Below are 17,462 nucleotides of genomic sequence, written 5' to 3'. Positions count from 1 at the left end.
GAATCGTCACCGAGTCGTGACCGTGAAAGGCCTTGCAGGAACTTGCACCCGGGTGTGGGGGTGCGGTGAACTCTGGGGGGAGGCAGGATCCAGGTCAGGGGGACTGAGGATCACGGGCCGCCGATCGGTGGGCATACCTCCGTGGACCACGACGCAGTGGAGGAGCTTGGGATGACCAGACGAACGACGACGGCGCGGCGACGCGCACTGGCGCTGGCGGCAGGCGGCGCGGGCATCGCGCTCGTGCTGGCCGCGTGCAGCGACCCCGACGGCGAGGGCGGTGTCGGCGAGGAGACCACCGCCTCCAGCGCGGAGATCGACTGCGCCGCCTACGAGGAGTTCGGTGACCTCGAGGGCAAGACGGTGAGCGTCTACACCTCGATCGTCGACCCCGAGGGGGCCACCCAGCAGGACTCCTACAAGGCCTTCGAGGACTGCACGGGCGTCAAGATCGACTACGAGGCGTCCCGCGAGTTCGAGGCGCAGCTGCTGGTGCGCGTCAAGGCGGGCAACGCGCCCGACATCGCCTACCTGCCGCAGCCCGGCCTGCTGAACACGATCGTCACGGACTACCCGGACGCCATCAAGCCGGCGCCCGACGCGACGGCCAAGAACGTCGACGAGTTCTTCAACGAGACCTGGAAGGGCTACGGCACGGTCGACGGCACCTTCTACGCCGCGCCGCTCGGCGCGAACGCGAAGTCGTTCGTCTGGTACTCGCCGTCGATGTTCTCCGACGCCGGGTACGAGGTCCCGCAGACGTGGACCGAGCTGATGGACCTCACCCAGAAGATCCACGACGACACCGGCGGCCAGGTCTGGTGCGCGGGGGTCGAGTCCGGCGACGCGACCGGCTGGCCGGGCACCGACTTCATCGAGGACATGATGCTCCGCACCGCGGGTGTCGAGGACTACGAGAAGTGGTACACCCACGAGATCCCGTTCAACGACCCCAAGGTCGTCAAGGCCTGGGACACGGCGGGTGAGATCCTCAAGAACCCCGACTACGTCAACGCCGGGCTCGGCGGGGTCGACTCGATCGCCACGCAGTCGTGGACCGACGCGGGCAACGGCATCCTCGACCAGCAGTGCTGGATGCACCGCGCGGCGAACTTCTACCAGACGCAGTGGCCGGAGGGCACCGAGGTCTCCGAGCAGGGCGACGTGTTCGCGTTCTACCTCCCGACGGACCAGACCGACGTCAAGCCGATGCTCGGCGGCGGCGAGTTCGTGGCGGCGTTCGACGACCGTCCCGAGGTGCAGGCCTTCCAGACCTACCTCTCCAGCGCGGACTGGGCCAACCAGAAGGCGCTGAGCACGCCGGACGGCGGCTGGGTCAGCGCCAACAACGGCCTCGACCCGGCGAACCTCTCCACGGAGTTCGACCAGTACGTCGCCGGCGTGCTGTCCGACCCGGACACGGTCGTCGCGTTCGACGCGTCGGACCTCATGCCGGGCGAGGTCGGCGCGGGCACGTTCTGGACGGGCATCGTCGAGTGGCTCACCGGATCGAGCACGCAGGAGGTCACCGACAAGATCGAGGCGTCCTGGCCGAAGTGAGCCGACGCGCCGAGTGACCCCCGCTCGACCGCGCGGTCCGGGACGTCCCACGACGCCCCGGACCGCGCGTCGCTCCTGACTCCGTCCCGACTCCTCGAGGAGGTCATCGATGACCTGGTTGCTCGAGCCTGACACCACGGGGCAGAAGTTCTTGCTCATGGTGGTCGCCGTGGTGCTGTTCGCCGCGGTGATGGGCCTGATCCTGTTCCTGGTGGACCGGCCGAAGCGGATCCCCTCGTGGGTGGTCGCGCTCGGCTTCGTGGGTGTTCCCCTGCTGTTCCTCGCGTACGGCCTGCTCCGCCCGGGGCTCATCACGCTGTGGCAGTCGTTCTTCAACCGCAACGGCACCGAGTTCATCGGCTTCGACAACTACGTGCGAGCGTTCACGGAGGGTCAGTTCCAGCAGGTCCTGCTGGTCACCGCGGCCTGGGTGATCCTCGCGCCGCTGCTGAGCGCCGTCATCGGGCTGTCGTACGCCGTGCTCGTGGACCGCACCCGGTTCGAGAAGCTCGCGAAGGCGCTCGTGTTCGTGCCGATGGCGATCTCGATGGTCGGTGCGTCGATCATCTGGAAGTTCGTCTACGAGTTCCGGCCCGACCAGGCGAACATCAACCAGATCGGCCTGCTCAACCAGGTGCTGGTGTGGGTGGGTCTGCCGCCGCAGCAGTTCCTCATCGGGCAGCCCTGGAACACCTGGTTCCTCATCGTGGTGATGATCTGGATCCAGACCGGGTTCGCGATGACGGTGCTGTCCGCGGCCATCAAGGCCATCCCGGACGACATCGTCGAGGCCGCCCGGCTCGACGGGCTGCACGGCATGGGGATGTTCCGCTACATCACCGTCCCGAGCATCCGGCCGGCCCTCGTCGTCGTCCTCACCACGATCGCGATGGGCACGCTCAAGGCGTTCGACATCGTGCGCACCATGACGGGCGGCCAGTTCGGCACGCAGGTGGTGGCCAACGAGTTCTACACGCAGGCGTTCCGGCAGGGGAACCAGGGGCTCGCCGCGGCGCTCGCCGTCGTCCTGTTCATCCTGGTGATCCCGATCATCGCGTACAACGTGCGGCAGATGCGCAAGTCGGAGGAGATCCGATGACCTCGACCCCCACCCCCGGCCAGGCCGTCGCGGGCTCCGTGCTCGACGAGGACGTCCCGCAGGCGCCCCGCAAGCTGTCCCGGCTCGAGAAGCGGGCGATCGCCACCAAGGGCAAGCTCAGCTCCCCGTGGGCCTCGGGCATCGCGATCATCATCGCGATCCTGTGGACGATCCCGTCGCTCGGCCTGCTCATCACGTCCTTCCGCCCGCAGGAGGACATCCGCCGCACGGGCTGGTGGACCGTGTTCGGCGACCTGTTCACCGGGAACGCCCAGTTCACGATGGACAACTACAACGAGGCGCTCTACGGGAACAGCAACGACCTGTCGACGTTCTTCGTGAACTCGTTCGTCATCACGATCCCCGCGGTCCTCATCCCGATCACGCTGTCGTTGCTGGCGGCGTACGCGTTCGCGTGGATCAAGTTCCCCGGCCGCAACTTCCTGTTCGTCGCGGTGTTCTCCCTGCAGGTCGTGCCCCTGCAGATCGCCCTCGTGCCGCTGCTGGCGGACTACGTGAACTGGGGGGTCAACGGCACCTTCTGGACGGTGTGGCTGTCGCACTCGATCTTCGCGCTGCCGCTGGCGATCTTCCTGCTGCACAACTTCATGAAGGACATCCCGGCGTCCCTCGTGGAGGCGGCCCGCGTCGACGGGGCCGGCCACGTGAAGATCTTCTTCCGCGTCCTGTTCCCGTTGCTGGTCCCCGCGATCGCGTCGTTCGGGATCTTCCAGTTCCTGTGGGTGTGGAACGACCTGCTGGTCGGCCTCACGTTCGCGGCGCCGCAGTACCAGCCGCTGACGGTCAAGATCGCGGAGCTGGCCGGCACGCGCGGCGGGGACTGGTACCTCCTCACCGCGGGCGCGTTCATCGCGATGATCGTGCCGCTCATCGTGTTCATCGCGCTGCAGCGCTACTTCGTGCGCGGCATGCTCGCCGGCGCGGTCAAGGGCTGAGGAAGGGCCGAGGTCGCCTCTCGGCAGACGACGACGGCGGCCCGTGCGCCGGTGCGAGACCGGTGCGCGGGCCGCCGTCGGCGTGCGTGGTGCGTCAGACCGCCGGCGGGGCGGTCGGACCACCGTAGGGGGCGCCGTAGGCGCCGGCCGGGGCACCCTTGGGGTTCTCGCCGTACTGGTTCGCGCCGGCCTGGCTGTCCTGCACCCACCAGACGATCAGCATGATCCAGCCGATGACGGGCAGGAACGCCCAGAACAGGCGGAAGCCCGACTTGTCGGTGTCGTGGAGGCGGCGGGCGCCGACGGCCAACGTCGGGAGCAGCAGGGCGAGGGCGGCGATGCTGTTGAGGACTGCGTTGCCGTCGAAGAGCACGCGGTCCAGCAGGTTCGTCGCGGCGTTGACGATGACGGAGAACAGGTAGAAGTACCAGAACTCCGAGCGGCGGGCCCGCCCCGAGAAGGTGGCGTACTTCGAGAAGGCGGACTTGATCGCGTCCGAGAAGGACATGACGGCCTCACTGGGTCGTAGGAGGGGGCCGCCGGCGGCGCCGGTGCGCGCTCGATGCGCGCTGCCCCCGGTGGCCTCGTGAGCGTAGGGGCTCCGTGCACCGCGCGTCCAGAGATCATCCACATCTCGTCCACATCTGGCCCGGGCAGACGCCCCGGCGCGCCGAGAGGGCCGGGGGAGGGCACGGAGCGGGCACGGAGCGGGCACGGAGCGGGCACGGGAAGCGACCGTCCCGCGCCCGTATGCTCCGGGGGTGCCGACACCCGCCCCTGCCCCGCGCGGTGCCCTGGACCGCGTGCCGGCGCCCGCCCTGTTCCTCGTCTCCGGGCTCACGCTGTATGCGGGGGCGGCGGTCGCCGTCGGTCTCTTCGACCAGCTCGGGGCGCCCACCGTCGGCTGGTGGCGCATCGTCCTCGCGGCCGTCGTGCTCCTCGCGTGGCGGCGTCCGTGGCGGCGGCGGTGGAGCCGCCGCGACCTGGTGGCCGCCGCGCTGTTCGGCGTCGTCCTGGCGGGGATGAACGTCGTGTTCTACGTGGCGGTGGACCACCTGCCGCTCGGTGTGGCGGTCGCGATCGAGTTCCTCGGCCCGGTGGCCGTCGCCGCGGTCACGGGCCGTGGCTGGCAGGAGCGGGCGGCGATCGTGGTGGCGGCGTCGGGGGTGGTCCTGCTCGCCGGCGTCACGCTGGGCTCCGGGATCCCGCGGGAGGACGCCGTGATCGGGCTCGGGGCCGTCCTGGCCGCGGCCGCGTGCTGGGCCGGCTACATCGTGCTGGGCAAGCGCGTCGCCGGCGCCGGTTCCGGCGTCGACGGGCTCGCGATCGGCATGGCAGCGGGCGCCGTCGCGTTCGCGCCGTTCTTCGCGTGGTCGACGCCGCAGGTCGTGACGGACGTGCCCCTGCTGGTGTTCCTGCTGGTCGTGGCCGTCTGCTCGTCCGTCGTCCCGTACGTGCTGGACCAGGTGGTGCTCCGCCGCGTCGGCATGGCGACGTTCTCCGTGCTCCTCGCCCTGCTGCCGGCGACCGCCGTCATCGTCGGCGCCGTGGTGCTGCGGCAGGTGCCCACCTGGCCGGAGCTGGCCGGTCTCGCGCTCGTCTCCGGGGCGATCGCCATGACCGCGCGATCGTGACGGGGACGCCTTCGCGGCGGCCCTACAGGTACTGGCCGGGGGAGGGGCGCCGGTCGTCCTGACCGGGGCGACCGTCCTGGCCCGAACCCGCGGCTGCGCCCGGTCCGAACGGCGCCGGGTGCGCCCCGGGCGGCAGGGCCCGACGCATCTGCGAGAGCTGCGCCTGCGCGGCCATCTGCTGGGCGACGAGCGCCGTCTGGATGCCGTGGAAGAGGCCCTCGAGCCACCCGACCAGCTGGGCCTGCGCCACGCGGAGCTCGGCGTCCGACGGCACGCCCTCGTCCGAGAACGGCAGCGTGATCCGGTGGAGCTCCTCGACCAGGTCGGGGGAGAGCCCCTCCTCCAGCTCGGTGAGGGAGCGCTCGTGGATCTCGGCCAGGCGGGTGCGGGCGGCGTCGTCGAGCGGGGCGTCGCGCACCTCGTCGAGCAGCCTCTTGATCATGCCGCCGATGCGCATGACCTTGGCCGGCTCCTCGATGCGCGACGACTCCTCGGCCGGTTCGCCCTCCCCGGGGGAGCCGATCGCCTCGGTGCCGGTGGCCTCCCCGTCGGGGGCGACCACCCGCGGCCGGACGTCGTCGATGTCGCGAGGGGCGTCGTCGCTCTCCGTCATGCCCTCAGTCTGGCCCACGGGACCGACACCGGCGTCCCGGGCCGGGCGGCCGCACGGCACGGGAGGGTCAGGGGACGAGGAGCACCTTGCCGAACGCGTCGCCGGACTCGAGCAGCTCGTGCGCGAGAGGGGCCTCGGCGAACGGCACCCGGGCGTGCACCACCGGTCGCACCCGCCCGTCCGCGACCATCGGCCAGACGCGCTCGCAGACGGTCGCGACCAGTGCGGCCTTCTCCGCGGCGCCGCGGGGCCGCAGCAGCGTGCCGGTGACCCACGCGTGCTTGGCCATGAGGGCGTTGAGGTCGAGCTCCCCCCGACGGCCGCGCTGGAGCCCGATGACGACGAGCCGGCCCCCGGGGGCGAGCGCGCGCACGTTGTCGGCGAGCCCGCCGCCCCCCAGCACGTCCAGCACGACGTCGGCCCCGCGCCCGTCCGTCGCCTCCCGCACCGCGGCGACGACGTCCTGCGTGCGGTGGTCGACGCCGACGGTCGCACCGAGCTCGACGCACCTGGCCACGCGCTCGGGCCCGCCGGCGGTGGCGACGACGCGCGCACCGAGCGCGGCGGCGAGCTGGATCGCGACGCTGCCGACGCCGCCCGAGCCGCCCTGCACCAGGACCGTCTCGCCCGGGTGCAGCCGGCCGGTGTCGACGAGGTTGGTCCAGGCGGTGCAGACGGCCTCCGGCAGTGCGGCCCCGTCGACGAGGTCGACGCCGTCGGGCAGGGGCAGCAGCTGGCCGGCGCGTGCCACGACCTGCTCGGCGTAGCCCCCGCCCTCGAGCAGCGCGACGACGCGGTCGCCGGGCGCCCAGGTGGTCACACCGGGCCCGAGCGCGCGGACCGTACCCGAGATCTCGAGGCCCGGCCACTCGGGAGCGCCGGCGGGCGGAGGGTAGTTTCCGGCGCGTTGCAGCAGGTCAGCCCGGTTGACGCCGGCAGCCGCCACGTCGACCAGAACCTCGCCGGGGCCCGGTTTGCCCGGGTTGACGAGGGATAGGGTGAGTTTCCCTGGACCGCCAGGTGCCGATATCGTGACCGCTCGCACACCGATGGAGCCTACTCGCGTGCCTGGAAGCCCAGCCGGGCGCGGGGAGTGGTGCCGGACGTGATGGCACCCATCCGAGGAACGGACGACGACGGTCGCCCGCCTCGACGAACAGTGTTGGAGAGAGGTTCAGATGCTCCGCAGGTTGGGCGTTCGCGGGAAGATTCTTGCGACACTCGCCGTGCCGATCTTCGTCCTGGCGTTGACGGCGGGCTGGATCACCTGGCAGTCGCTGCAGCAGAACCGCAGTGCCGAGCAGACCGCGGCCCTCATGGAGTCGCTGGAGCTGCAGGACGACGCGGGTTCCGCGGTCGCCACGGAGCGCGCCACGAACATCGCCGCGGAGCTGGGGATCCCGGGCGCCAAGAAGGCGCTCGTCGAGGCGCAGGAGGCGACCGACCGCGCCCTCGACGCTCGCGACGATGCGATCGAGGTGCTCGACGTCAGCGCGCTGCCCACGAACGTCCAGGACGCGGTGAACCGGACGCTGCGCGACCGCACGGTGCTCGACGACCTGCAGCGCAACGTCATCTCCGGCCAGCTCTCGGAGTCGCGCGCGACCGAGCGGTACACGGCGCTGATCGAGAACGCGCTGGACGTCCCCCGCGCCGTCGCGCAGTCGAGCGACGACGGCGGCCTCACGCGGCACATCAACGCCTACGCCGCCCTCGACGAGGCGATGCTGGCCAACACCATGGAGCGACCGGTCGCCGGGGCCGTCCTCGGCCTCGTCGGCCAGGGCGAGGCGCCGCCGTCGGACCTCAACGGCCGGATGGTGAACCTGCTGCAGACCACCGACTCGCTGATCGCGGGCGCGCAGGAGCAGCTGGACCTGATCCCGGGCGGGCTCGAGGTGCCGGGCTACGAGGAGGACCTCGACCGCGCGCGCCTCCAGCTCCGGTACCTCAACCTGTCGGGCATCGACCCCGAGGTCGCGAGCCAGTGGAACGAGATCTCGCAGGCCTGGGTCGCCTCGGCGCAGCCGGTGCGCGACGAGGCCCGCCAGGCCGCCGTCGACTACGCGAACGACCTCGCCGGCAGCGCACGCACCGCCGCGCTGCTGACCGGTGCCGCGGCGTTCGGCGTCGTGCTCGTGTCGTTCCTGCTCGCGCTGCTCATCGCACGCCGCATCGTCCAGCCGCTGGCCCGTCTCACCTCCGCGACCGCCGAGGTCCGCGACCGCCTGCCGCGCATGGTCGAGCAGATGGCCGTGCCGGGGCAGGCGCCGTCGATCGACCTCGTGCAGGTGCCCGTCGAGTCGAGCGACGAGATCGGCCGCCTCGCGGCGGCGTTCAACGAGGTGAACGAGACGACCATGGTCGTCGCCCGCGAGCAGGCCGCGCTCCGTGGCTCGATCGCGGAGATGTTCGTCAACGTGGCCCGTCGCGACCAGGTGCTGCTCAACCGCCAGCTGTCGTTCCTCGACGAGCTCGAGCGGTCCGAGGAGGACCCGAGCACCCTGTCGAACCTCTTCCGCCTGGACCACCTGGCCACGCGAATGCGTCGTAACGCCGAGTCGCTCCTCGTGCTCGCCGGCATCGACTCCGGGCGTCGCGTGCGCAACCCGATGCCGGTCTCCGACGTCGTGCGTACGGCGTCGTCCGAGATCGAGCTCTACGACCGGGTCCGCCTCGACCTGGGCGTCGACCCGCACATGCTCGGCCACAACGCGCTGAGCTCCGCGCACCTGCTGGCGGAGCTGCTGGAGAACGCGACGATGTTCTCCGAGCCGCACACCCCCGTCGAGGTGTCGACGGCGCGCGACGAGCGCGGGGTCGTCGTCACCGTGCGTGACCACGGCCTCGGCATGAGCCCCGAGGAGATCGCGGACGCCAACGCCAAGGTCTCCAGCCGCTCCGCCTCGGACGCCGTCGGCGCCCAGCGCCTCGGCCTCTTCGTGGTGGGCCGCCTGGCCGACCGACTCAAGGCTCAGGTCCGGTTCCAGAGCGGCGCGTCGGGCTCGGGCACGGAGGTCACGGTCGTCTTCCCGGCGGACCTCTTCCTGCCCGACGACGCGCTCCCGCTGCCGCAGCCGACCGACCCGCTGGAGACGGCGACGCAGAACGCCGCCGCCGACCTCGGCGGCCAGATCGCGGAGGCGTTCCACGGACAGGTCTCCGCGCCGACCGGCGTGCAGGCCGACGCCGGGGAGGCCGCTGCCCGGTTCGCCCCGGACGAGGTGGAGCCGCCCACGATGCCGACCCCGGCGGTCGCCTCGGCCGCGTCGGTCGGCCTGCCGGTCGAGCCCGAGCCGCCGGCCGCCGTCCCGGTGGACCTGGACGCCCTCACCGACGGCACGACGTCGGTCGGCATGCCCCGTCGGCGCCGCTCCGGCGTCGGGTCCGGCGAGGCCGTGACCCGTCCGGACACGGGTCCCATCGTCCTGCCGCCGCTCGCGACGCCCGAGCTGCCGGACCTGGTGGACGAGGCGACCACCGACTCGTGGCGCCCGCCGGCCGAGGTCGAGGCCTCGACGGGCACGCTGCCGAGCCGGCACCGCGCCCAGCCCGAGCCGGTCGCCGAGCCGGAGCCCGTGTCGGCGCCGGTGCTCGGCGTCGACCAGCGGGCAGGCCTGTTCTCCAGCTTCCGCTCGATGGGCTCCCTGGACGCCGGGGAGAACGAGAGCACCCTGCAGCTGGACGCGGTGACGGAGGACCCGGCGGCCCTCCCGGGCGAGCTGGCCCCGCTGGCGCCGGCCGACCACGCCCCCGCCGCCCCCGCCGCCCCTGCGCCCGCGCAGGCCGTCGCGCCGCTCTCGGCCCAGGACGTGCCCGTCGCGGCGGTGCCCACCCAGCAGCCGGCCCCGCCGGCGCCGGTCGACCCGGCCCCCGCCGCCCCGCCGGCCGAGCCCGTGCAGCCGGAGCCGTACCGGCCGGCCACCCAGGCGGCGCCCGCCGTGGCGCTGCCGACCCGGGAGGTGGCGCCTGCCGAGCCGGAGCCCGTGCGCCCGGTGGCGCCCGTCGAGCCGGAGCCCGTGCACCCGGTGGAGCCGTTCGAGCCGCAGGCGCCCGTCGGCGAACAGGCGCGGTACGAGCCCGCGCCCGCCGCGTACGCGGAGCCCGCGACGTCGTCGTTCGACCCGGTCGTGCGCGAGGTCACCGAGCCCGCCGCCGGGCAGGCCGCGGCCCCCGCCGCGGAGCCGACGTTCGCCCCGGTGACGCCGCCCGCACCGTCGAGCCCCTTCGCGCCGACGGGCTCGCCGGCCCCCGAGGAGGCGGCGCGGCAGGACAGGCTCCAGCAGCTGCCGCCGTTCGAGGAGCTGATCGCCGACCTGCCGACGCGTCGCGCCACCCGCGAGACGCCGGCGCAGGGGGGCCGCAAGCGCGGCCTGTTCGGGCGCAAGCCGTCGGCCGACGAGCCGGCCGCCCCCGCGGTGCCGACCTCGGCGCCGTTCCCGGCAGCCCCGCGCCCCGCGCCGGAGCCGGCCAGGACCGAGGCGCCCGCGTTCGGCGGGACGTCCGCGTACGAGGCGCCCCGGGCCGCCGCGCCGCAGGACGACGCGGCGTGGCAGGAGGCCGACGAGCAGGACGCCCCGGCGGCGGCGACGTCGTACGGCGGTTCGGTGCTGCCGCTGCGCCCGACGGAGCCGGCGGGCCACGACCCGCTGGACCCGCACTTCGTGCCCGACACCGTCGAGGCGCGGTCGGAGTGGATGGCCTCCGCCGTCCTCTACGAGGAGATGTCCACGATGCTGCAGCGCGGCGTCTTCCAGGAAGGGAACGTGACTTCGACGAACGAGCAGACGTACCGCCCGACGACGGTCGCGAACGAGGCCGGTGGCCTCGCGCGACGCCAGCGGGCGGGGGAGTCGACCGCGTCGACCGAGCGGTTCACGGCCCGCATCGAGCGGGACCCGGAGCAGCTGAGGTCGCGGCTGTCGGCCTTCCAGTCCGCCACGAGCCGCGGCCGGAACGACGCCGGGGCCGTCCAGGCCTCGACGCAGGCCGCTCCCACCGTGAATGATGTCCCTGGATCCGCGCCGCACCAGCGGTGACCTGCGCCTTCGGCGTATTGACGAGGAGGAAGCGTGACCCTCAGTACTGAAGCGACCAACTTCGGGTGGCTTCTCGACAACTTCGTGCGCACCGTCCCGGGCAGCCGCCACACGCTGGTGGTCTCGGCGGACGGTCTGCTCATGGCGATGTCCGACCAGCTCGACCGCACCAGCGGTGACCAGCTGGCCGCGATCGTGTCCGGCATGTCGAGCCTGACGCGCGGGGCGGCGCGTCAGCTCGACGGCGGCAACGTGCGGCAGGCCGTCATCGAGATGGACAACGGCTTCCTCTTCCTGATGAACGTCTCGAACGGGTCCGTCCTCGCCGTGGTGGCCGAGTCGTCGTGCGACATCGGGCTCATCGGCTACGAGATGGCGCTGCTCGTCTCCCGTACCGAGGCGACGCTCACCCCGCAGCTGATCTCGGAGATGCGCGGGAACCTTCCGGTGGACGGCTCGACGCGCTCCGCGCGGGTGGGATGAGGTCGCGACCATGACGCACGGTTCGTTCGGTTCTCTGGGTGCGCACTCGGCAGACGGCTACGAGGCCTCGACGGTGCGTCCCTACGCGGTGACCGGTGGCCGCGTCCGGTCCGCCCTGTCCGACCTGCCCCTCGAGGCGCTGGTCGAGGTGCTGCCCGGCGCCGTGACGAGCGTCGGGCTCACCCCCGAGAAGCGGGCGATCCTGCAGCACGCCGCGCACACCTACGTCTCGATCGCGGAGCTCTCCGCGCTGCTGCGCCTGCCCCTCGGCGTCGTCCGCATCCTGGTCGCGGACATGCAGGAGGAGGGGCACATCACCGTGCACACCTCGACCCCGGTGAACGTCCACACGGGTCACGGCAGTTCCCACTCGGGCCTGTCCCTGAGCGTCTTGGAGAGTGTTCTCAATGGCATTTCCGCCCTCTGACAGCCCGGCGCCCGGAGCCTCCGGGGGGATGTCCCCGGCGTGGGCTCCGGTGTCCCCGGCCCCTGGCGCCGTGAGCGCGCCGGTGGCCGGCGGCGCGCCGGCGGCGGTCGGCGCCCCGCAGCGGCAGAGCGTGCTCGGCGGAGCCCCGGCGGCCGCCCAGGACGCGCGCCCCGCCGGGTCGGCCCAGGGCCCGATCGCGTCGGTGCCGTCGGCCTCGGCCACGCCGTCCGACGCGGCTCCGCGCCCGGTGGCCCAGCAGGTGCCCTCGGCCCCGCAGCAGGCACCGGCGCCGCAGGCGTCCGCCCCGCAGCCGACGACGGCGCCGCAGCCTGCTGCCCAGCGCCCGGCCGACGACGCCGCGCCGCGGGCGGCCGCTCCGCCGGCGGGCGCGCCGACGGTGACGAAGATCGTGGTGGCCGGTGGCTTCGCCGTCGGCAAGACGACGTTCATCGGCTCGATCTCGGACGTCGAGCCGCTGAACACCGAGGCCGCGATGACCGAGCACTCGGTGGGCGTCGACGACGCGGGCGGGGTCTCCGACCGCAAGACGAGCACGACCGTGGCGATGGACTTCGGCCGGGTGAACCTGCCGGGCAACCTGTGGCTGTACCTCTTCGGCACGCCGGGGCAGGACCGCTTCCTGTTCATGTGGGACGACCTCATCCGCGGTGCGATCGGCGCCGTCGTGCTGGTCGACACGGACCGGCTGGAGCAGTGCTTCCCGGCGATCGACTACTTCGAGTCGCGGGGCGTGCCGTTCGTCGTGGGCGTCAACTGCTTCGACGGCGTGGCGAAGCACCGCCTGGAGGACGTCCGCGAGGCGCTGCAGATCCCGGCGCACGTGCCGATGCTCTACACGGACGCCCGCTCGCGGGCGGCCACCAAGCAGACGCTCATCGCGCTCGTCCAGCTCGCGATGCGCCAGCTGCGCTCGGGGGGCGGCGCGGCCTGACGTCAGCAGACCGCGCGTCGCCCCCGCGGCCCCGGACCGCCTCGGCGTCCGGGGCCGCGGCCGTGCCCGGCCGCTACACTGCTGTGCCGGACGGACGCCCGCGCGGTCGTCCCGGGAGGGCTGACAGAGCGGCCTAATGTGACGGTCTTGAAAACCGTTGTGCAGCAATGCACCGGGGGTTCGAATCCCTCGCCCTCCGCCCACGACGCCCCGACGGTCCTCCCGTCGGGGCGTCGCGCCGTCTCCTCGCCCGTGCGTTGTCAGGAGTGGCGGATCTCGACGAGCGGCAGCCGCAGCGCCCCGGGAGCCGCGCCGGGGACCGCGGGTCGTGCGGGCGGCGTCGGCGGCACGACGGCGTAGCCGGCGCCGGGGGCGGGCCGGGCGTCCGCCTCGCCGCGGTTCGGCCACAGCGCGCAGGCCCGCTCGGCCTGGGCGGTGATCGTCAGGGACGGGTTCACGCCGAGGTTCGCGGTGACGGCCGACCCGTCCAGCACGTGCAGGCCCGGGTGGCCGTGCACCCGGTGGTAGGGGTCGACCACCCCGGTCTCGGGGGAGTCGCCGATCGTGCACCCGCCGAGGATGTGCGCGGTCATCGGCACGTCGAACGGGTCGCCGGCGCTGCCGCCCGCCAGGCCGCCCATGCGGTCGGCCATGGCGCGCACGGCGTCGTGCGCCACGGGGATCCAGGCGGGGTTGGGCTCGCCGGTGCCCTGCCGGGACGTGAGCTGCCGGCCGAGCGGTCCGCGCCGCGTGTACGTGGTGAGCGAGTTGTCGCGGCTCTGCATGACCAGCGCGATCACGGTGCGCTGCGACCAGCCGCGCAGGTCGTACAGCGAGGGCAGGTGCCGGCGCTGCCGCCACAGCTCGCCGAGCCAGCGCCTCCAGCGCGGCCCCTCGCCCGGGCCGACGCCGTCGACGAGCACGGTCTGCAGCAGCCCCATCGCGTTCGACCCGCGCCCGTACCGGACGGGCTCGACGTGCGTCTGCGGGTCCGGGTAGAACGACGACGTGATGGCGACGCCCTCGGAGTAGTCGGGCTCCTCGGCCTGCCCGCGCCGGCGGGTGCGCATGGCGCCGAGCAGGGCCTCGGAGTTGGTCCGCGTGAGGTGCCCGAGCCGGTCCGACAGGTGCGGCAGGTCGCCGCTGTCCCGCATGGCGTGCAGGAGACGCTGCGTGCCGAGCGTGCCGGCCGCGAGCACCACCTGCCGCGCCCGGAAGGTGCGGCGCCCGGCCCAGCGGCGCCCCGTGCGGTGCGTGCGGACCTCGTACCCGCCGTCGGGCCGGGGGACGACGGCGGTGGCGGTGGTTAGCGGGTGCACCCGGGCGCCGGCGCCCTCCGCGAGGTGCAGGTAGTTCTTCACGAGGGTGTTCTTCGCGTTGTGCCGGCAGCCGGTCATGCACTCGCCGCAGTGCAGGCACGGGTTGCGCTCGGGGCCCGCGCCCCCGAAGAACGGGTCGGGGACGGCGGGGCCGTGGGCGCCGCGCGGCCGTTCGTCGCCGTCCGGCCCGAGGTAGACGCCCACCCGCACCTTGCGGAACGTGTGCCCGACCCCGAGGTCGTCGGCGACGTCGCGCATCAGCTCGTCGGCGGGGGTGCTGCGTCGGTAGTCGACGACGCCGAGCATCCGCTCCGCCTGGTCGTAGTAGGGCTCGAGCTCGGCCTTCCAGTCGGTGACGTGTGCCCAGGCGGGGTCGGACCAGAAGGCGTCGAGAGGTCGGTACAGGGTGTTGGCGTAGACGAGCGAGCCGCCGCCGACGCCCGCGCCGGCGAGGACGAGCACGTCCCGGAGCCGGTGGATCCGCTGGATGCCGAAGCACCCCAGAGCGGGCGCCCAGAGGAAGCGGCGCAGGTCCCAGGAGGTGCGCGGGAGCTCGTCGTCGGCGAACCGGCGCCCGGCCTCGAGCACGCCCACGCGGTAGCCCTTCTCGGTCAGTCGCAGGGCGGCGACGCTGCCGCCGAACCCGGATCCGATCACCACGACGTCGTAGTCGTCCGGTGCCTCGGCGGATCTCGACGCGGCCGTGCCGTGGGGTCGTCGGGTGTCCGTGCCCTGGTCGGCGGGCTGCGTGCGGTCCTGGTCGTCGTCGTCCAGCATGCGGCAGACCGTAGCGCGGTACGGCGTGTGGTGGGGACGACGGCGCGCGGCTTTGCTCCTGGGCGGCGTCGGCGGTTAGTCTGGGCGCCGCGGTGTTGCTGTGCTGCCGCGAGGAGACGTCGCATAGTCTGGTCTAGTGCGCCACCCTGCTAAGGTGGTAACGGGGCAACCCGTTCGCGGGTTCAAATCCCGCCGTCTCCGCCAGGAAGGCTCCGGCTGCTGAACGCCCGGGGCCTTTTCTGTTGTCCGGACGGCGCCCCGCCGGTGTCGTGCATCACGATGCAGCCCCTCGGTTTGGGGAACCGGCCCGGGGGCTGTAATGTTTCCGTCGGCCGGTGCGAGAGCGCCGACCGGGACTGCGCCCGTAGCTCAACGGATAGAGCATCTGACTACGGATCAGAAGGTTGGGGGTTCGAATCCCTCCGGGCGCACAGAAAGGCACAACGGCTCGATCCCTCCAGGATCGGGCCGTTGGTCGTTTCGGCACCGTCACGGTGTCCAAGCAGTGGGGTGGCACCGCAGCGAGGTCAGCGCCGACCGCGTCCCGACCTGGCCCCGGTCCGTCGTGCGGACGGCGCATACAGCGCCAGACGCTGCACCGCACGACCGAGAGGGTGATCGATCGCATGAGCGATCAGACCTGGCAGACGATCGCGATCGTCGTGTACCTCCTGGCGATGCTGGGCATCGGCTACGCCGCGTACCGCCGCACGGACGACCTGGACGACTACATGCTCGGCGGGCGCCGGCTCCGTCCGGGGGTGGCGGCGCTGAGCGCCGGCGCCTCCGACATGTCGGGCTGGCTGCTCATGGGCCTGCCGGGGGCGATCTACGCGACCGGCCTCGTCGAGGCGTGGATCGCGATCGGGCTGACGGTGGGCGCCTGGCTCAACTGGAAGTTCGTGGCGCCTCGGCTGCGGGCCTACACGGAGGTCGCGAACAACTCGATCACGGTCCCCAGCTTCTTCGACAACCGGCTGCGTGACCCCGCGCACCTGCTGCGGGTCGCGGCCGGGCTGATCGTGCTCGTGTTCTTCACGTTCTACGTGTCGTCCGGGATGGTGGCCGGCGGGACCTTCTTCGAGAGCTCCTTCGGCCTCGACTACCTCACGGGGCTCCTCGTCGTGGGCGGGGTGACGCTGGCGTACACGCTCTTCGGCGGCTTCCTCGGCGCGACCTGGACCGATGTCGCGCAGGGCCTCCTCATGCTCGCGGCGCTCGTCGCCGTCCCGGTCATCGCGATCGTGGACCTCGGCGGCTGGGGAGCGGTGACGGAGGGGATCCGCGCGGCCGACGCCGCCACCGGCACCACCCACCTGTCGTTCCTCGCCGGCGCCTCGGCCACCGGCGTGATCTCCGCGCTGGCGTGGGGCCTGGGGTACTTCGGGCAGCCGCACATCATCGTGCGCTTCATGGCGATCCGCAGCCCGCAGGACGCGAAGGCGGGCCGCAGGATCGGCATCGGCTGGATGGTCCTCACCGCGCTGGGTGCCGTGATGACCGGGCTCGTCGGCGTCGCCTACGCGACGGTGAAGGGTCTCGACGTGGACAACCCGGAGACGATCTTCCTCGTGCTGGCCCAGCTCCTCTTCCACCCGCTGGTCGCCGGGCTCGTGCTGGCCGCCGTGCTGGCGGCGATCATGTCGACCATCTCGTCCCAGCTCATCGTCTCGTCGTCGGCGCTCGTCGAGGACCTCGTCAGGATGACGGGGATCCGGCTGAGCACGCGTGCCGAGGTGATGCTGGGGCGCGCGGGGGTGCTGGTCGTGGCCGTCGTCGCAGGTCTCATCGCGCTGGACCGCACCTCGTCGATCCTCGACCTGGTGGGTTTCGCGTGGGCGGGCTTCGGCGCCGCGTTCGGCCCGGTCGTGATCCTCAGCCTGTACTGGCGCCGCCTGACGCGGTGGGGTGCGCTCACCGGCATGGTGGCGGGAGCGGTCGTCGCCTTCGCCTGGGGACGGTCGTCGCTCGCGGACTCGCTCTACGAGATCGTCCCCGGCTTCGCGATCGGTCTGGTCGTCGCCGTGGTCGTCAGCCTCCTGACGCCGCGCCCCGACCCCGCGGTGCTGGAGGAGTTCGACGCCGCGCGCCGGCTGGCGGAGAGGTCCGAGCCGGAGGCCGTGACCGCCTGAGACGGGCGCGTGGCCGGACGTGGCGCGCGCCACGTCCGGCCACGTTGCACGGAGCGCTCGGCCCGGGTAATGTTCTACGACGTCAGCCCGACGGGCCGACGGACATCGAGGAGACAGCCGAGCGGCTGGGTACCGATGGCCGGGCCGGGACTGAAAACCCACACCTTCAACGGTCGGGATGCTTCGCGCATTCTTTCCGGTGGGATCAGATCGTCCTTTCGATCTCTCCGATCTTCGGATCGGGGATTTGGAAGAGGGAAAAGGATCTGGTAAGTTTGAGGGGTTGCCCCGGGAGGGTCGGAACGGAAAGTTCTGGTTCTGCGGTGTGCGTCGGTTGTTTGAGAACTCAACAGTGTGTTTGATAGTCAATGCCAAATTTTTGAACCCTTTGTGGTTCCTTTGGATCGGACTGAGCAGTTCAGCTTGGTCTGGCCAGTATCGTTGAATGCTGCGGGCTCTTTTGGGGGTTCG

General features: G+C 72.4%; 13 protein-coding genes and 3 tRNA genes. 12 read left to right on the top strand and 4 right to left on the bottom strand.

Translation table 11 applies throughout. The features are described 5' to 3' along the window. Window positions 1–171 precede the first annotated feature (171 nt). The 3 genes from ACH436_RS12655 to ACH436_RS12645 all read left to right on the top strand — a co-directional run bounded on the left by ACH436_RS12655 (window position 172) and on the right by ACH436_RS12645 (window position 3,615). Window positions 172–1,560: an ABC transporter substrate-binding protein gene (locus tag ACH436_RS12655; protein WP_430560547.1), complete on the top strand. Its 1,389-nt coding sequence runs from the start codon at window positions 172–174 to the stop codon at window positions 1,558–1,560. A 109-nt stretch (window positions 1,561–1,669) separates the two neighbouring features. After that, on the top strand, window positions 1,670–2,659 hold the full coding sequence (locus ACH436_RS12650; protein WP_430560546.1) for a carbohydrate ABC transporter permease: 990 nt from the start codon (window positions 1,670–1,672) through the stop codon (window positions 2,657–2,659). Further along, window positions 2,656–3,615 carry a carbohydrate ABC transporter permease gene (locus ACH436_RS12645; protein WP_430560545.1) on the top strand — a complete coding sequence of 320 codons (960 nt, stop codon included), beginning with the start codon at window positions 2,656–2,658 and terminating at the stop codon, window positions 3,613–3,615. The genes ACH436_RS12650 and ACH436_RS12645 overlap by 4 nt, the downstream gene beginning before the upstream one ends. Window positions 3,616–3,709: 94 nt before the next feature. Here ACH436_RS12645 and ACH436_RS12640 read toward each other — a convergent pair whose 3' ends face one another. Then, complete coding sequence (locus tag ACH436_RS12640) at window positions 3,710–4,123, bottom strand: DUF805 domain-containing protein (protein ID WP_430560544.1); 414 nt, start codon at window positions 4,121–4,123, stop codon at window positions 3,710–3,712. Window positions 4,124–4,418: 295 nt separating this feature from the next. Here ACH436_RS12640 and ACH436_RS12635 point away from each other — a divergent pair, with 295 nt between their 5' ends. Next, window positions 4,419–5,249, top strand: a complete 831-nt coding sequence (locus ACH436_RS12635) for an EamA family transporter (RefSeq protein WP_430561015.1) — start codon at window positions 4,419–4,421, stop codon at window positions 5,247–5,249. Between the two features lie 22 nt (window positions 5,250–5,271). Here the strand turns inward: ACH436_RS12635 and ACH436_RS12630 are convergent, their stop codons facing one another. Next, window positions 5,272–5,862 (bottom strand): bacterial proteasome activator family protein, encoded by a 591-nt coding sequence (locus ACH436_RS12630; RefSeq protein WP_430560543.1) that lies wholly within the window; start codon window positions 5,860–5,862, stop codon window positions 5,272–5,274. A gap of 67 nt (window positions 5,863–5,929) precedes the next feature. Continuing rightward, window positions 5,930–6,907 carry an NAD(P)H-quinone oxidoreductase gene (locus ACH436_RS12625; RefSeq protein WP_430560542.1) on the bottom strand — a complete coding sequence of 326 codons (978 nt, stop codon included), beginning with the start codon at window positions 6,905–6,907 and terminating at the stop codon, window positions 5,930–5,932. Between the two features lie 181 nt (window positions 6,908–7,088). Between ACH436_RS12625 and ACH436_RS12620 the strand changes: the two genes are divergently transcribed. The 5 genes from ACH436_RS12620 (at window position 7,089) to ACH436_RS12600 (ending at window position 12,962) form a co-directional block, all read left to right on the top strand. Next, the gene (locus ACH436_RS12620) at window positions 7,089–10,901 is read left to right on the top strand and encodes an ATP-binding protein (protein WP_430560541.1); all 3,813 of its coding nucleotides are present in this window, start codon (window positions 7,089–7,091) and stop codon (window positions 10,899–10,901) included. A gap of 33 nt (window positions 10,902–10,934) precedes the next feature. After that, on the top strand, window positions 10,935–11,384 hold the full coding sequence (locus ACH436_RS12615; RefSeq protein WP_079573344.1) for a roadblock/LC7 domain-containing protein: 450 nt from the start codon (window positions 10,935–10,937) through the stop codon (window positions 11,382–11,384). 10 nt (window positions 11,385–11,394) lie between these two features. Continuing rightward, entirely contained in the window at window positions 11,395–11,811 is a 417-nt protein-coding gene (locus ACH436_RS12610) for a DUF742 domain-containing protein (RefSeq protein ID WP_430560540.1), read from the top strand. A 397-nt stretch (window positions 11,812–12,208) separates the two neighbouring features. Beyond that, window positions 12,209–12,763, top strand: a complete 555-nt coding sequence (locus ACH436_RS12605) for a GTP-binding protein (RefSeq protein WP_429731380.1) — start codon at window positions 12,209–12,211, stop codon at window positions 12,761–12,763. A 114-nt stretch (window positions 12,764–12,877) separates the two neighbouring features. Then, a tRNA-Ser gene (locus ACH436_RS12600) sits at window positions 12,878–12,962 on the top strand. Window positions 12,963–13,023: 61 nt separating this feature from the next. On the opposite strand, the gene ACH436_RS12595 is transcribed toward ACH436_RS12600, so the two are convergent. Continuing rightward, on the bottom strand, window positions 13,024–14,859 hold the full coding sequence (locus ACH436_RS12595) for a GMC oxidoreductase (RefSeq protein ID WP_430560539.1): 1,836 nt from the start codon (window positions 14,857–14,859) through the stop codon (window positions 13,024–13,026). A 112-nt stretch (window positions 14,860–14,971) separates the two neighbouring features. Here ACH436_RS12595 and ACH436_RS12590 point away from each other — a divergent pair. The 3 genes from ACH436_RS12590 to putP all read left to right on the top strand — a co-directional run bounded on the left by ACH436_RS12590 (window position 14,972) and on the right by putP (window position 16,991). Next, a tRNA-Ser gene (locus ACH436_RS12590) sits at window positions 14,972–15,063 on the top strand. Window positions 15,064–15,217: 154 nt separating this feature from the next. Next, window positions 15,218–15,290 (top strand) — tRNA-Arg (locus ACH436_RS12585). A gap of 195 nt (window positions 15,291–15,485) precedes the next feature. Beyond that, window positions 15,486–16,991 carry a sodium/proline symporter PutP gene (gene putP, locus ACH436_RS12580; protein WP_430560538.1) on the top strand — a complete coding sequence of 502 codons (1,506 nt, stop codon included), beginning with the start codon at window positions 15,486–15,488 and terminating at the stop codon, window positions 16,989–16,991. Window positions 16,992–17,462 lie beyond the last annotated feature (471 nt).

This window comes from Isoptericola sp. NPDC019693 (assembly GCF_044389085.1).
Classification (GTDB): Bacteria; Actinomycetota; Actinomycetes; order Actinomycetales; family Cellulomonadaceae; genus Isoptericola.
The sequence above is the reverse complement of the archived record's forward strand: the minus strand, read 5'-3'. Positions and strand labels throughout refer to the sequence as shown.

Bases quoted from the DNA above. Each gene is read 5' to 3' on its own strand.
- ACH436_RS12610 (WP_430560540.1), top strand. From the start codon at position 11,395: ATGACGCACGGTTCGTTCGGTTCTCTGGGTGCGCACTCGGCAGACGGC.
- putP (WP_430560538.1), top strand. From the start codon at position 15,486: ATGAGCGATCAGACCTGGCAGACGATCGCGATCGTCGTGTACCTCCTG.
- ACH436_RS12645 (WP_430560545.1), top strand. From the start codon at position 2,656: ATGACCTCGACCCCCACCCCCGGCCAGGCCGTCGCGGGCTCCGTGCTC.
- ACH436_RS12640 (WP_430560544.1), bottom strand. From the start codon at position 4,123: ATGTCCTTCTCGGACGCGATCAAGTCCGCCTTCTCGAAGTACGCCACC.
- ACH436_RS12630 (WP_430560543.1), bottom strand. From the start codon at position 5,862: ATGACGGAGAGCGACGACGCCCCTCGCGACATCGACGACGTCCGGCCG.
- ACH436_RS12595 (WP_430560539.1), bottom strand. From the start codon at position 14,859: ATGCTGGACGACGACGACCAGGACCGCACGCAGCCCGCCGACCAGGGC.
- ACH436_RS12655 (WP_430560547.1), top strand. From the start codon at position 172: ATGACCAGACGAACGACGACGGCGCGGCGACGCGCACTGGCGCTGGCG.
- ACH436_RS12650 (WP_430560546.1), top strand. From the start codon at position 1,670: ATGACCTGGTTGCTCGAGCCTGACACCACGGGGCAGAAGTTCTTGCTC.